The organism is Pseudomonas sp. HD6422, assembly GCF_025377065.1.
Classification (GTDB): Bacteria; Pseudomonadota; Gammaproteobacteria; order Pseudomonadales; family Pseudomonadaceae; genus Aquipseudomonas; species Aquipseudomonas putida_U.
In genome coordinates this window covers 1-14097 of the sequence record NZ_JAHWIW010000015.1, presented here as the reverse complement: position 1 = coordinate 14097, position 14097 = coordinate 1, and the positions used below count along the sequence as shown (strand labels likewise).

Genomic DNA, 14097 nt, shown 5'->3' with positions numbered 1-14097 from the left:
CCGACGGCCTTTTCTTTACTGAGCGTGCAACCGTCTGCCACGGGGCGGGCGCCACCAAACGTACAGACAAGGAGCAACCTTTACGTGCCATCATTGCAACCCCAGCAAGTGTTAACGTGCAACCGCCCTGTAACAACAGACGTCACCGAAGTGCACACCCCTGGTGCGCGACTGCTACAGGCAGCACCTTTTCAAGGCTAGACCGTGCACAAAAAAAACACCTGTTTTGTCCTTTCCGGCCCTTGCGCAACGTTCCAAATTGCCCGTTAAAAGGCCGGTATAGACCCAACAAGACGCAAAACACTGGCACAATGGCCGACATTCGCCGCCTTGGAGGCCACTCATGAGCGAGAGCGCATTCGCCGAGCGCATCGTGCATAACCTGCTCGACACCGACTTCTACAAGCTCACGATGATGCAGGCCGTGCTGCACAATTATCCGGATGCCGATGTGGAATGGGAGTTCCGCTGCCGAAACGGTGAAGACCTGCGGCCTTACCTGGGAGAAATCCGCACCCAGATCGAGCAACTCGGCGAGCTGACCCTGGACCCGGGACAACTGGCCTTCCTCGAGCGCATCAGTTTTCTCAAGCCGGATTTCCTGCGTTTTCTCGGCCTGTTCCGCTTCAACCTGCGCTATGTCCACCTGGGCATCGAGAACGACCAGCTGTGCCTGCGCCTGCGCGGCCCGTGGCTGCATGTGATCCTGTTCGAGGTGCCGCTGCTGGCGATCATCAGCGAAGTCCGCAACCGCCAATTGCACCCACGTATGCGCCTGGCCGAAGCCCGCGACCAGCTCTACCGCAAGTTCGACTGGCTACGCGCGCATGCCAGCGAAGAGGAACTGTCCGAGCTGCAGGTGGCCGACTTCGGCACCCGCCGGCGTTTTTCCAGCCGCGTTCAAGAAGACGTGGTGCGGGTGCTGCGCGATGACTTCCCGGCCCGCTTCGTCGGCACCAGCAATGTCGATCTGGCATGGAAACTGGATATCAAGCCACTGGGCACCATGGCCCACGAGTGGTTCATGGCCCACCAGCAGCTCGGCCCACGCCTGATCGACAGCCAGATCGCCGCGCTCGACTGCTGGGTTCGCGAGTACCGCGGCCTGCTCGGCATCGCCCTGACCGACTGCATCACCATGGATGCCTTCCTCGGCGATTTCGACCTGTACTTCGCCAAGCTGTTCGATGGCCTGCGCCATGACTCGGGCGAACCCGTGGCCTGGGGCGAGAAAGCCATCGCCCACTACGAGAAGTTGGGTATCGACCCGATGACCAAGACGCTGGTGTTTTCCGATGGCCTGAACTTGACCCGCTCGCTGGAAATCTTCCGTGCTCTGCGCGGCCGCATCAACGTCAGTTTCGGTATCGGCACCAACCTGACCTGCGACATTCCGGGGGTCGCGCCGATGAACATCGTGCTTAAAATGACCGATTGCAACGGCTCGCCGGTAGCAAAAATTTCCGACGAGGCCGCCAAGACCCAGTGTCGCGACGCCAACTTCGTCGCCTACATGCGTCATGTCTTCAAAGTCCCCAGCAAGGAGTAACTCATGCAAGCGGTTCAGCAGGAAATTGCCCAGGCGCTGAAGGTGCAGCCGCCATTTGCCGACGCCGCTGCGCTCGAGGCCGAAGTTGCCCGGCGCGTGGCATTCATCAAGGATTGCCTGGGTAATGCCCGGCTCAAGACCCTGGTACTGGGAATCAGCGGCGGCGTCGACTCACTGACTGCCGCCCTGCTTGCGCAACGCGCCATCAACGAGCTGCGCGCGGAAAAGAACGACCCGGATTACCGCTTCATCGCCGTGCGCCTGCCCTACCAGGTCCAGCACGATGAGCATGACGCCCAGGCCTGCCTGGCGGTGATCAAGGCCGATGAGGTGCATACCGTCGATATCGCCCCTGCCGTGCGCGCCCTGGCGGCTGAGGTGAAAGCACTGGAGAACGCTGCGCCGGCCCATGTCGATTTCGTCGTCGGCAACGTCAAGGCGCGTACCCGCATGGTCGCCCAATACACCATCGCCGGCGCCCGCGCAGGCCTGGTGATCGGCACCGACCATGCTGCCGAGGCGGTGATGGGCTTCTTCACCAAGTTCGGTGATGGCGCATGCGACCTGGCACCTTTGAGCGGCTTGGTGAAGAACCAGGTACGAGCGATCGCGCGCAGCTTTGGCGCACCTGAAGCGCTGGTCGAGAAAGTACCGACGGCGGACCTCGAAGACCTGGAGCCGGGCAAGCCGGACGAAGCGTCCCATGGCGTCACCTACGCGCAGATCGACGCCTTCCTGCATGGGCAGCCGGTCGATCAGCAGGCGTTCGACATTATTGTCGCCACCTACCGCAAAACCCAGCACAAACGCGAACTGCCGTTCGCCCCGTAAAAAGCTTCGCGGGACAAGCCCGCTCCCACAAGATTCTCATTAATGAACCTGTGGGAGCGGGCTTGTCCCGCGAATGAGCCCGAAAAGCCGATCCAGCTTTCGTTACTTGACTACAACCTTGCCCTTCATCATCGCGATGTGGCCTGGGAAGGTGCAGAAGAAGCTGTAGTCACCACCGGCTTCCAGCTTGGAAGTATCGAACTTCACTTCGGTTTCCTTTTCCGGCGCGCCGATCATCTTGGTGTGGGCGATGATCGCGGCGTTGTCAGCCTTGAGGTAGTCCTTGTCCAGGCCCTGGCTCATGCCTTCGGTGGCGATGGCCTGCATATCGGCGGTCTTGCTGATCACCAGGTTATGGCCCATGACGTTTTTCGGCAGTTTGCCGGAGTGGGTCAGTTTTACGGTGAATTCCTTGCAGCTCTTGTCGACGGTGAACTCCTTGCTGGTGTAGGACATCTGGTCGGTCGAGTCGACGGTCACCGAGCACTCGGCTGCGAAGACGGAGGCGCTGGCGAGGGTCAGCAGGGATACCGCTACAGCTTTCGCAAACATCATGAATCTCCTTGGCAGGGGTTTTTTATCGATCGCAAGACTGCCTGAAAACGCGAGCCCCCTGGCTGATATGCATCAAGGGGGTGTCAAGCGGCCAATCAGTAGAATTGTTCAATGGATTGTATACAACCAATCTAAGAGCACATCATGCCCTTTTCCGGGACGATGGGACAACCTCTCATTCAGGAGCAATCCAATGTCCCACATACATTTCATGAAAATCATGCTTGCCGCGTACGCCCATGGCGCCACGGGTGCAATCTGCGAATTTTCCCGCCCGGAGTGACACCTGCCTTGGAAGCGAGAGGCATGCGCCGTACCCTGTCACTCTGTGTGAAGGGAGATGAGCAATGCCTGTACGTTCCGTTTGTGTCTTCTGTGGCGCCAGCATCGGCGCCAACCCGGCCTACCGAGAGGCCGCCGTGGCGCTTGGCCAGGCCATTGCCCGGCGCGGTCTGACCCTGGTCTATGGCGGCGGCGCGGTGGGCCTGATGGGCACTGTGGCCGATGCAGCGATGGCTGCGGGTGGCGAGGTGATAGGAATCATCCCGCAGAGTCTGATGAACGCCGAAATCGGTCACAAGGGCCTGACTCGCCTCGAAGTCGTCGATGGCATGCATGCACGCAAGGCGCGCATGGCTGAACTTAGCGATGCCTTCATTGCGCTGCCTGGCGGACTGGGCACGCTGGAGGAGCTGTTCGAGGTATGGACCTGGGGTCAGCTGGGCTATCACGCCAAGCCGCTGGGGCTGCTGGATGTGAATGGCTTCTATGAAAAGCTCGGCGGCTTCCTCGACCATATCGTCGAGGAAGGCTTCGTGCGCCCGCAGCATCGGGCGATGCTGTTGCTGGAGCAGCAGGCCGATACGCTATTGGATGGGATGGAACGGTTCGAGGCGCCGGTGCTGCCCAAGTGGGTCGACAAGAAGCCTGATTGATCGGTCGGACGCCGCCCTCCCTGTAGGAGCGGGTTTGCCCGCGAATGCGTCGGTGAGTTCACCATCGCATTCGCGGGACAAGCCCGCTCCTACAGGTTTTCCAGGCTGCTGGTAAGATCAGCGCGGAATCACCGGCTGGCGCGGCTTGCGGCCCTTGCCACCCTTGGCCGCCTCCTTGCGCTCCTTGGCTGCCTGCTGATTGCGCGCAAACGCCTCGGCCTTGGCTTTCTCGCGCTTGTCCCACGGTTTGCTGCCATCACTGGCACGCGGCGGCAACCCAGTGTGCTGGGTCAGGATCTTCTGATCCTTGCCCACCTTGTGGCTACCTGCCGGGGTCGAGTTCTTGCGGCGGGCACTCTGGTAGCTATCGGTCTGCGGTTGGTGCAGCGGAATCAGCTGGTGTTTGCCCGGCCCGATCAGGTCGGCACGCCCCATGCGCTGCAATGCTTCACGCAGCATCGGCCAGCCCTTCGGATCGTGATAGCGCAGGAATGCCTTGTGCAAGCGACGCTGCTCCTCGCTCTTGACGATCTCCACCCCTTCGCTCTTGTAGGTCACCTTGCGCAGCGGGTTCTTGCCCGAGTGGTACATGGCGGTCGCCGAGGCCATCGGCGACGGGTAGAAGGCCTGCACCTGATCGGCGCGGAAACCGTTGCCCTTGAGCCATAGGGCCAGGTTCATCATGTCTTCGTCGGTGGTGCCTGGGTGGGCGGCGATGAAGTACGGGATCAGGTACTGTTCCTTGCCCGCCTCTTTCGAGAACTTCTCGAACATGCGCTTGAAGCGGTCGTAGGTGCCGATGCCCGGCTTCATCATCTTGTCCAGAGGGCCACGCTCGGTGTGCTCCGGGGCGATCTTGAGGTAACCACCGACGTGGTGGGTGACCAGTTCCTTGACGTATTCCGGGGACTCCACCGCCAGGTCGTAGCGCAGGCCCGAGGCGATCAGGATCTTCTTCACACCTGGCAGGGCACGGGCCTTGCGGTACAACTCGATCAGCGAGCTGTGGTCGGTGTTGAGGTTCTCGCAGATGCCCGGGAACACGCACGACGGCTTGCGGCAGTGCTTCTCGATGTCGGGGCTCTTGCAGGCGATGCGGTACATGTTGGCAGTCGGCCCGCCGAGGTCCGAGACCACGCCGGTGAAGCCTGGCACCTTGTCACGCATTTCCTCGATCTCGTGCAGGATCGACTCGTGGGAGCGGTTCTGGATGATGCGGCCTTCGTGCTCGGTGATCGAGCAGAAGGTGCAGCCGCCGAAGCAGCCACGCATGATGTTGACCGAGAAGCGGATCATCTCGTAGGCCGGGATGCGCTGCTTGCCATAGGCCGGGTGCGGCACACGGGCGTAGGGCATGCCGAACACGTAGTCCATTTCCTCGGTGCTCATGGGAATGGGTGGTGGGTTGAACCACACATCCACCTCACCATGCTTCTGCACCAGGGCACGGGCGTTACCTGGGTTGGTTTCCAGGTGCAGCACACGGTTGGCATGGGCATAGAGCACCGGGTCGTTGCGGACCTTTTCGAACGACGGCAGGCGGATCACTGACTTTTCCCGGGTCACGGCCGGGCTGTCGAGAATCTGCACGACCTTGGCTTCGTTTGGATCTTCCACCTCGCCCTTGGCCTGCTCGATGGCGCAGGCCTGGGTATCCTGGGTGTTGACGTAAGGGTTGATGATCTTGTCGACCCGGCCCGGGCGGTCGATCCGCGTGGAGTCGATCTCATACCAGCCTTGCGGGGTGTCACGACGCACGAAGGCGGTACCGCGCACATCGGTGATGGTCTCGATCCTCTCGCCATTGGACAGGCGCTGGGCGACCTCGACCACCGCACGCTCGGCGTTGCCGAACAGCAGGATGTCGGCACTGGCATCGATCAGGATCGAATGGCGGACCTTGTCCTGCCAATAGTCATAGTGGGCGATACGGCGCAGCGAGGCCTCGATGCCGCCAAGCACGATCGGCACATGCTTGTAGGCTTCCTTGCAGCGCTGGCTGTACACCAGGCTGGCCCGATCCGGCCGCGCACCGGCCAGGCCACCGGGGGTGTAGGCGTCGTCGGAACGAACCTTCTTGTCCGCCGTGTAACGGTTGATCATCGAGTCCATGTTGCCCGCCGCGACACCGAAGAACAGGTTCGGCTCGCCGAGCTTCATGAAGTCGTCCTTCGACTGCCAGTTCGGCTGGGCGATGATGCCTACGCGAAAGCCCTGGGCTTCCAGCAGGCGGCCGATGATGGCCATGCCGAACGACGGATGGTCGACGTAGGCGTCACCGGTCACGATGATGATGTCGCAGGAATCCCAGCCGAGCAGATCCATCTCCTCCCTGCTCATCGGCAGGAAAGGTGCTGGTCCGAAGCATTCGGCCCAGTACTTGGGATAGTCGTAGAGAGGTTTGGCTGCTTGCATGTCAGTGACCGGTTCTGGTGTGCAGGGAAATCGCGGGCGCGGAATATAGCACAAATTTTGACCAAATCCGACGATGGTTGTCGGATTCATGGGGCCAGGGGTTATTCGTCGTCGTCGAAGTTGTACATGCCCGGCGCGAGGTTCTCGAAGCGGGTGTACTTGCCGATAAACGCCAGGCGTACGAAACCAATGGGGCCGTTACGCTGCTTGCCGATGATGATTTCCGCCACGCCCTTGTGCTCGGTCTCGGGGTGATACACCTCGTCCCGGTACACGAACATGATCACGTCGGCGTCCTGCTCGATCGCACCCGATTCACGCAAGTCGGAGTTCACCGGGCGCTTGTTGGGACGCTGCTCCAGGGAGCGGTTGAGCTGGGACAGAGCGATGACCGGGCAGTTGAATTCCTTGGCCAGGGCCTTGAGCGAGCGGGAGATCTCGGAAATCTCGTTGGTCCGATTGTCACCAGCAGAGCCCGGGATCTGCATCAGCTGCAGGTAGTCCACCATGATCATGGCGATTTCGCCGTGCTCGCGGGCCAGACGACGGGTACGCGCGCGCATTTCCGAAGGGCTGATACCGGCGGTATCGTCGATGAACAGCTTGCGGTCATTGAGCAGGTTGACCGCCGAGGTCAGGCGCGGCCAATCGTCGTCGTCCAGTTGGCCGGAACGCACCTTGGTCTGGTCGATGCGGCCCAGGGAGGACAGCATACGCATGATCAGCGATTCGCCTGGCATCTCGAGGGAAAACACCAGCACCGCCTTGTCGGTACGCAGCACGGCGTTTTCCACCAGGTTCATGGCGAAGGTGGTCTTACCCATCGAAGGACGGCCGGCGACGATGATCAGGTCGGCAGGCTGCAGGCCGCTGGTCTTCTCATCCAGGTCGGTGAAGCCGGTGGAGACGCCGGTGATGTCGCTGTCGGAGTTGAACAGTGTATCGATGCGGTCGATGGCCATGGTCAACAGTTCGTTGACCCCCACCGGGCCGCCAGTCTTGGGTCGCGCTTCGGCGATCTGGAAGATCTGCCGTTCGGCATCATCGAGGATTTCCTCGGCGTTGCGACCCTGCGGGTTGAACGCGTTGTCGGCGATGTCGGTACTGATGCTGATCAGCTGGCGCAGCGTGGCACGTTCGCGAATGATCGCGGCGTAGGCCTTGATGTTGGCCACCGACGGGGTGTTCTTGGCCAGCTCGGCCAGGTACGCAAGCCCACCGACCTGGGTCGACAGGCCTTCCTTGTCCAACTGCTCGTGCAGGGTCACGACGTCGAACGGTTGGTTGGCGTCGGCCAGCTTGTGCACGGCACGGAAAATCAGGCGATGGTCATGTCGATAGAAATCGCCATCCGACACCTGATCCAGCACGCGCTCCCAGGCGTTGTTGTCCAGCATCAAGCCACCGAGCACAGCCTGTTCGGCCTCGATGGAATGGGGCGGGACCTTCAGGGCTGCGGTCTGCAGGTCGAGTTGTTCGGGGTTGGTGATCTCGTTCATGGCCACGAAAGAATTCTGGAGGATGAAAAAGACAAAGGGCACGGCCTGTCAGAACAGGACCGTGCCCGATGTTAACCGGCTTGGCCGCGAGCGGCCAGCCGATCAGCGCAGCTTAGGCAGCTACGACGACCACGCGTACGGTGGCTTCAACGTCGCTGTGCAGGTGCACGGCTACGTCGTATTCGCCAACCTGACGGATGGTGCCGTTCGGCAGACGAACTTCAGCCTTGGCCACTTCAACGCCCGAGGCGGTCAGTGCGTCAGCGATGTCGTGGGTGCCGATCGAACCGAACAGCTTGCCTTCGTCGCCAGCGGTGGCAGTGATGGTCACTTCCAGCTCGGCCAGTTGGGCAGCGCGGCTTTCAGCCGACGATTTACGGTCAGCAGCTGCTTTTTCCAGCTCGGCGCGACGCTCTTCGAACGCGGCCAGGTTGGCGGCGTTGGCAACGGTGGCCTTGCCGAATGGCAGCAGGAAGTTACGGCCGTAACCAGCCTTAACTTTTACTTTGTCGCCCAGGTTGCCCAGGTTAGCGACTTTTTCCAGCAGGATCAGTTCCATTTGGTAAAACCTCTTAACTTTTAACCTTCACCGTTCGCGGAGTCATTCCCCTCAGGGGACTTGCGACCGCGAAAATCAATCAGGCTGTCGACAATGGCCAGGACCACGAGTAACGGATAAATCAGCTGCATCACCAGCACCAGCGTGACGTACATACCTACCAGCCAGAAACCGGCCAGTCGCCCCTGTGCCACCAGACCGTGCATCAAAGCGACACCGGCCAGTACGAGCACCAGACTGGACGCGGAAGCCAGGACGATGAACTGCGGACCGATGAACGGGCCCAACACCATCACTGCAACCAAGGCCAGCATGACCACTCGCGGCAACTTCAGGGTGCGGAACTCGCGACCGAAGCCTCCAGGGTTGTACAACGCAGCTTGCCAATAACGCGCCAGCATCAGAGCCAGCACGCTGAACAACTGCAACATCACCGCTGTGGAAGCGACCAGCACGGGGCCGATCAGCTCACCGGGAATCACCGGCTTGCCTTCGAATTGCGGCAGGGCTTCTACAAGCGCCTTGGCCAGCACCTCGAAGGTGTCGCGCAGCACCGCATCCAGGATGAGGCTGTAGACCAACCCCAACAACACACTGGACAACAACACCCGGCTCCAGGAATGCCCGGCACGCAACAAGGCGGCCAGTCCCAGCGTACCGACGAACACCAGCAAGGTGCTCGGGTCGCCGAAGACCCAAATGGCCACCGCGGGCAGAAGCCCCCAGGCGATGACCGTTGAAGCGTCCTTGAACCCGCGCCGCAGGAGCACGAGACTCCCAGCAGCGGCACTCAACCAGAACAGCAGCGGCAATACCGCACTTGCAACCACCACCAGGGTGGCCTGCACACGACCGCGCATGATGAAATCAGCCAACGCTCGCATGCTTATCCCTTACTACTTGTCGACGACCCGGTCTCAGCGGCCGTGGCTGTCGGTGTAGGGCAGCAGGGCCAGGAAGCGGGCGCGCTTGATAGCGGTAGCCAGCTGACGCTGATAACGAGCTTTGGTACCGGTGATACGGCTTGGAACGATTTTGCCGGTTTCGGATACGTAAGCTTTCAGGGTGTTGAGATCTTTGAAGTCGATCTCTTTCACGTCTTCAGCAGTGAAGCGGCAGAATTTACGACGACGGAAGAAACGTGCCATGTAATAGGCTCCTCAAAAGGTCCGTGGATTACTCGTCAGCGTTATCGCTGGAGTCGCTGTCATTGCTGTCGTCGCCTTCGGCGGAGTCAGCATGCTCAGGACGCTCACGACGCTCACGGCGCTCGCTGCGGTTCTCTTCGGCCTTGAGCATCTCGGACTGACCGGTAACGGCTTCGTCGCGACGGATGACCAGGTTACGGATCACGGCATCGTTGTAGCGGAAGTTGTCTTCCAGCTCAGCCAGGGCCTTGCCGGTGCACTCAACGTTCAGCATCACGTAGTGAGCCTTGTGAACATTGTTGATTGCGTAGGCCAGTTGACGACGGCCCCAGTCTTCCAGGCGGTGGATCTTGCCGCCATCTTCTTCGATCAGCTTGGTGTAACGCTCAACCATGCCGCCGACTTGCTCGCTCTGGTCCGGGTGAACCAGGAAGATGATTTCGTAATGACGCATGAATGCTCCTTACGGGTTAGTAGTCTGCCAGCGAATCTGGTCAGACAAGGAGTGAATGACACTGTATGTCTTGCCATGGAGGGGAGGCGCATGCACGCCTGCCAGCTCGGCAAGGGGCGCAATTGTAGAGAAGGCGGGACGGACAAGCAAGGAGAGTGGTGATTATTTGAACAGCCGGAAACACTTTAGCCTGTACCGGCCTCTTCGCGGGGCAAGCCCGCTCCTACAGGATCGTATTGAATTCAGCCCCTGCGGGGATCCTGTGGGAGCGGGCTTGCCCCGCGAAGAGGCCGGTACAGACAAAAATCAGCGCTTGGCCTGCCGCTGGCGCACGGCCTCGAACAGACAGACGCCGGTCGCTACCGACACGTTCAGACTGCTGACGCTACCGGCCATCGGCAACTTCACCAAAAAGTCGCAATGCTCGCGGGTCAACCGGCGCATGCCCTTGCCTTCGGCACCCATGATCATCACCAGCGGCCCGGTGAGGTCCTGTTGATAGATCTCCTGCTCGGCCTCGCCAGCGGTACCGACCACCCACAGGCCACGCTGCTGGAGCTTCTCCAGGGTCCGCGCCAGGTTGGTCACGGCCACCAGCGGGATGACTTCCGCTGCGCCGCAGGCCACCTTGCGCACCACCGGCGTCAGGGTCGCCGACTTGTCCTTGGGCACCACCACCGCCGTGGCACCGGCGGCATCCGCCGTGCGCAGGCAGGCGCCGAGGTTATGGGGATCGGTGACGCCGTCCAGCACCAGGATCAGGGGTGGCGTTTCCGTGCGCTCGAGCAACTCCTCGAGCATCAATTCGCCCCACACCTGGCTGGGGCTGACCTCGGCGACCACACCCTGGTGCACGCCTTCAACCCACGCATCCAGCTCCCGACGCTCGGCCTGACCGACCGGCACGCGGTTCTCCGCGGCCAGTGCCAGCAACGCCTGGACACGCGGCTCGCTGCGACCTTCCGACAGCCAGATCTGCTTGACCCGCTTGGGATGGTGCTGCAGCAACGCCTGCACGGCGTGCACGCCGTAGATCTTTTCCAGCTGACTCATGACTTGTTCTTGCTCTTGCGTGGCGCGCCGGACTTCGACGGCCCCTTACGATGCTTGGTCGACTTGCCGGACGACTTGCCGCCTTTGTCCGCCTTGCTGCTGGCATGGCCGCCGGTGCGCGCCTCGCTCATCAGCGCTTTCTTCATCTCGCGGCTCTTGCGCACCTCGGCATTGCGCTGCACGGCGTCCTTGGGGAAGTACGCCTCGGCGGTCTCGCTCTTGCGGCTACGCGGTTTGGGCGTGGCCCGGGCGGGTGCTTCCGGCGCCAAATCGGCCTTCTCGGCGGCAGGCGCAGTGCCACGCCCCTTGCGACCGATCGGTGCGGCGAGCTGCTGCTCGGACACTTCGAAATCGATCTTGCGCTCATCGAGGTCGACGCGCATGACCTTGACCTCGATGGTGTCGCCCAAGCGGAAGCTGCGCCCAGTGCGCTCACCGGACAGACGGTGATGCACAGGATCGAAGTGGTAGTAGTCGCCCGGCAAGGCACTGACATGCACCAGGCCCTCGACGTAGATGTCGGTGAGCTCGACGAACAGGCCAAAACCGGTGACGGCAGTGATCACCCCAGGGAAGGTCTCGCCGACGCGATCCTTCATGAACTCGCACTTGAGCCAGTTGACCACGTCACGGGTGGCCTCGTCGGCGCGGCGTTCGGTCATCGAGCACTGTTCGCCGAGCTGATCCAGGGTGTTCACGTCATACGGGTAGATACGCGCCTTGGGAATGCTCATCGCGCCAGCACGCTTGACATGTGGCGTGTCGACCTTGGAGCGGATGACGCTGCGAATGGCACGGTGTACCAGCAGGTCCGGGTAGCGACGGATCGGCGAGGTGAAGTGGGTGTACGCTTCGTAGTTCAGACCGAAGTGGCCGTTGTTGTCGGTGCTGTACACCGCCTGGCTCAACGAGCGCAGCATCACGGTCTGGATCAGGTGGAAATCCGGGCGCCCGGCGATGCTCGCCAGCAGGGCCTGGTAGTCCTTCGGCGACGGGTCCTTGCCCTTGTGCAGGGTCAGACCCAGCTCACCGAGAAACGCGCGCAGTTTCTCCAGGCGCTCCGGCGGCGGGCCGTCGTGCACACGGTACAGCGAAGGAACGCCGTGCTTTTGCAGAAACTCGGCCGTGGCGACGTTGGCCGCCAGCATGCACTCTTCGATCAGCTTGTGGGCATCGTTGCGCACGGTCGGGCGTATTTCCGCGATCTTGCGCTGGTCACCGAAGATGATGCGGGTTTCCTGGGTCTCGAAATCGATGGCCCCACGGGCATGACGGGCCGCCACGAGCACCTTGTACAGGTTGTACAGGTTCTTGAGGTCCGGCAGCACCTCCTTGTACTCCTCGCGCAGCGCCTTGCCTTCGCGGGTACGCGAGTGCTCCAGCATGCTGCTGACCTTGTTGTAGGTCAGACGGGCGTGCGAGTGGATGACGCCTTCGTAGAACTGGTAGTCGACCATCTGGCCGGCTTTGTTCATGGTCATCTCGCAGACCATGGCCAGGCGATCGACGTGGGGGTTCAGCGAGCACAGCCCGTTGGACAGCTCCTCGGGAAGCATCGGCACCACGCGCTCGGGGAAGTACACCGAGTTGCCGCGTTGCTGGGCCTCGACGTCCAGGGCCGAGCCCAGGCGCACATAGCTGGAAACGTCGGCGATGGCCACGTACAGGCGCCAGCCGCCGGAGAACAGCCGCAGTTTGCCCAGTGGTTCGCAATAGACCGCATCGTCGAAGTCGCGGGCATCCTCGCCGTCGATGGTGACGAACGGCAAATGGCGCAGGTCGACGCGCTTTTCCTTGTCCTTCTCTTCGACTTCGGAGCGGAACTTGCGCGCTTCCTTGATCACATCCTTGGGCCAGACATGCGGGATGTCGTAGCTGCGCAGCGCCACGTCGATTTCCATGCCCGGAGCCATGTAGTTGCCGATCACCTCGACCACATCACCCTGCGGCTGGAAGCGCGGGGTCGGCCAGTGGGTGATCTTGATCTCGACGAATTGACCGATCTTGGCGCCGCCGTTACGACCGGCGGTCACCAGCACTTCCTGCTGGATCTTGGGGTTGTCCGGAGTGACGTAGCCGATGCCGCCTTCCTCGAAATAGCGGCCGACCACGCTTTCGTGGGCGCGGGAGATCACTTCCACCAGCGCGCCTTCGCGGCGACCACGGCGATCGACACCGGAGACCCGGGCCAAGGCCCGGTCGCCGTCGAACACCAGGCGCATCTGCGCGGGACTGAGGAAAAGGTCGTCACTGCCGTCGTCGGGGATGAGGAAGCCGAAGCCATCGCGATGGCCGGATACACGGCCACAGATCAGGTCGAGCTTGTCTACCGGGGCATAGGTGCCGCGCCGGGTATAGATAAGCTGGCCGTCGCGCTCCATGGCGCGCAGCCGACGACGCAGGGCTTCGATCTGGTCTTCGTCGTGAAGACCGAATTCGGCCGCCAGCTCCTCGCGGGCGGCCGGTTCGCCACGGTCGGCGAGGCGCTGCAGGATCAGCTCACGGCTGGGGATAGGGTTGTCGTATTTTTCCGCTTCGCGAGCGGCCTCGGGATCGAGGGATTGCCAATCGGCCATCAGAAGGGGTTCACCTTGGGGTATATAGATATGAATTCTGGCATAGGCGTATTGAAACCGGAAATCTCCGCATTGGACAGCCCCAGAGGAGGGTCCAGACAATGGCAATAGGCCTGTGGAATCAACGAGTTGAATTTTTTGAATTTTTTTTTGATCGGGGGCTTTACAGCCCTCAGGAGCGTCCGTATAGTGCGCACCACAACGACGGACAGCCGACGTTGTAGTTGAGATGAAGCGCGATGTAAAGCATCATGTGACCTCGACGAAATGTGTGCCCAGGTGGCGGAATTGGTAGACGCGCTGGTTTCAGGTATCAGTGACTTAACGGTCGTGGAAGTTCGAGTCTTCTCCTGGGCACCAATGATTTTCAAGTAATAGATGACCAAGGATCTATTACAACTGAGTGAAGCGAACAATAGTCGCCTTCTTCAGATGATGCAAAGCTTTGCCCAGGTGGCGGAATTGGTAGACGCGCTGGTTTCAGGTATCAGTGACTTAACGGTCGTGGAAGTTCGAGTCTTCT

12 protein-coding genes and 1 tRNA gene are annotated in these 14097 nt (G+C 61.2%); 4 read left to right on the top strand and 9 right to left on the bottom strand.

Features of this window, described 5'->3' with window-relative positions; translation table 11 throughout:
- Window positions 1–343 precede the first annotated feature (343 nt).
- Together pncB and nadE are read left to right on the top strand one after the other, a co-directional pair.
- Window positions 344–1549, top strand: coding sequence for a nicotinate phosphoribosyltransferase (gene pncB / locus KY379_RS12770; RefSeq protein WP_133324616.1), 1206 nt, complete (start codon window positions 344–346; stop codon window positions 1547–1549).
- 3 nt (window positions 1550–1552) lie between these two features.
- Window positions 1553–2380 carry an ammonia-dependent NAD(+) synthetase gene (gene nadE, locus KY379_RS12765; protein WP_133324618.1) on the top strand — a complete coding sequence of 276 codons (828 nt, stop codon included), beginning with the start codon at window positions 1553–1555 and terminating at the stop codon, window positions 2378–2380.
- A 102-nt stretch (window positions 2381–2482) separates the two neighbouring features.
- Here nadE and azu read toward each other — a convergent pair whose 3' ends face one another.
- Window positions 2483–2932 carry an azurin gene (gene azu, locus KY379_RS12760; protein ID WP_133324620.1) on the bottom strand — a complete coding sequence of 150 codons (450 nt, stop codon included), beginning with the start codon at window positions 2930–2932 and terminating at the stop codon, window positions 2483–2485.
- Between the two features lie 350 nt (window positions 2933–3282).
- On the opposite strand from azu, the gene KY379_RS12755 reads away from it, so the two are divergent.
- On the top strand, window positions 3283–3870 hold the full coding sequence (locus KY379_RS12755; RefSeq protein ID WP_261238819.1) for a TIGR00730 family Rossman fold protein: 588 nt from the start codon (window positions 3283–3285) through the stop codon (window positions 3868–3870).
- 117 nt (window positions 3871–3987) lie between these two features.
- Here the strand turns inward: KY379_RS12755 and KY379_RS12750 are convergent, their stop codons facing one another.
- From KY379_RS12750 to rnr, 8 genes are all read right to left on the bottom strand, one after another.
- Window positions 3988–6285, bottom strand: coding sequence for a YgiQ family radical SAM protein (locus KY379_RS12750; RefSeq protein ID WP_133324624.1), 2298 nt, complete (start codon window positions 6283–6285; stop codon window positions 3988–3990).
- Between the two features lie 101 nt (window positions 6286–6386).
- Window positions 6387–7784: a replicative DNA helicase gene (gene dnaB, locus KY379_RS12745; protein ID WP_133324626.1), complete on the bottom strand. Its 1398-nt coding sequence runs from the start codon at window positions 7782–7784 to the stop codon at window positions 6387–6389.
- A 112-nt stretch (window positions 7785–7896) separates the two neighbouring features.
- Window positions 7897–8343 carry a 50S ribosomal protein L9 gene (gene rplI, locus KY379_RS12740; protein WP_012316464.1) on the bottom strand — a complete coding sequence of 149 codons (447 nt, stop codon included), beginning with the start codon at window positions 8341–8343 and terminating at the stop codon, window positions 7897–7899.
- A 20-nt stretch (window positions 8344–8363) separates the two neighbouring features.
- The gene (locus KY379_RS12735) at window positions 8364–9227 is read right to left on the bottom strand and encodes a hypothetical protein (RefSeq protein WP_261238817.1); all 864 of its coding nucleotides are present in this window, start codon (window positions 9225–9227) and stop codon (window positions 8364–8366) included.
- Between the two features lie 33 nt (window positions 9228–9260).
- Window positions 9261–9491 carry a 30S ribosomal protein S18 gene (rpsR, locus tag KY379_RS12730; RefSeq protein ID WP_003249563.1) on the bottom strand — a complete coding sequence of 77 codons (231 nt, stop codon included), beginning with the start codon at window positions 9489–9491 and terminating at the stop codon, window positions 9261–9263.
- 28 nt (window positions 9492–9519) lie between these two features.
- Window positions 9520–9945, bottom strand: a complete 426-nt coding sequence (gene rpsF / locus KY379_RS12725) for a 30S ribosomal protein S6 (RefSeq protein ID WP_003249557.1) — start codon at window positions 9943–9945, stop codon at window positions 9520–9522.
- 306 nt (window positions 9946–10251) lie between these two features.
- Window positions 10252–10998 carry a 23S rRNA (guanosine(2251)-2'-O)-methyltransferase RlmB gene (gene rlmB, locus KY379_RS12720; RefSeq protein ID WP_133324630.1) on the bottom strand — a complete coding sequence of 249 codons (747 nt, stop codon included), beginning with the start codon at window positions 10996–10998 and terminating at the stop codon, window positions 10252–10254.
- The gene (gene rnr, locus KY379_RS12715; RefSeq protein WP_133324632.1) at window positions 10995–13574 is read right to left on the bottom strand and encodes a ribonuclease R; all 2580 of its coding nucleotides are present in this window, start codon (window positions 13572–13574) and stop codon (window positions 10995–10997) included. Before rnr ends, rlmB begins: the two co-directional genes overlap by 4 nt.
- Window positions 13575–13847: 273 nt before the next feature.
- Between rnr and KY379_RS12710 the strand changes: the two genes are divergently transcribed.
- A tRNA-Leu gene (locus KY379_RS12710) sits at window positions 13848–13934 on the top strand.
- Window positions 13935–14097 lie beyond the last annotated feature (163 nt).

Coding starts and splice junctions, on each gene's coding strand:
- pncB (WP_133324616.1), top strand. CDS start 344: ATGAGCGAGAGCGCATTCGCCGAGCGCATCGTGCATAACCTGCTCGAC.
- nadE (WP_133324618.1), top strand. CDS start 1,553: ATGCAAGCGGTTCAGCAGGAAATTGCCCAGGCGCTGAAGGTGCAGCCG.
- azu (WP_133324620.1), bottom strand. CDS start 2,932: ATGTTTGCGAAAGCTGTAGCGGTATCCCTGCTGACCCTCGCCAGCGCC.
- KY379_RS12755 (WP_261238819.1), top strand. CDS start 3,283: ATGCCTGTACGTTCCGTTTGTGTCTTCTGTGGCGCCAGCATCGGCGCC.
- KY379_RS12750 (WP_133324624.1), bottom strand. CDS start 6,285: ATGCAAGCAGCCAAACCTCTCTACGACTATCCCAAGTACTGGGCCGAA.
- dnaB (WP_133324626.1), bottom strand. CDS start 7,784: ATGAACGAGATCACCAACCCCGAACAACTCGACCTGCAGACCGCAGCC.
- rplI (WP_012316464.1), bottom strand. CDS start 8,343: ATGGAACTGATCCTGCTGGAAAAAGTCGCTAACCTGGGCAACCTGGGC.
- KY379_RS12735 (WP_261238817.1), bottom strand. CDS start 9,227: ATGCGAGCGTTGGCTGATTTCATCATGCGCGGTCGTGTGCAGGCCACC.
- rpsR (WP_003249563.1), bottom strand. CDS start 9,491: ATGGCACGTTTCTTCCGTCGTCGTAAATTCTGCCGCTTCACTGCTGAA.
- rpsF (WP_003249557.1), bottom strand. CDS start 9,945: ATGCGTCATTACGAAATCATCTTCCTGGTTCACCCGGACCAGAGCGAG.
- rlmB (WP_133324630.1), bottom strand. CDS start 10,998: ATGAGTCAGCTGGAAAAGATCTACGGCGTGCACGCCGTGCAGGCGTTG.
- rnr (WP_133324632.1), bottom strand. CDS start 13,574: ATGGCCGATTGGCAATCCCTCGATCCCGAGGCCGCTCGCGAAGCGGAA.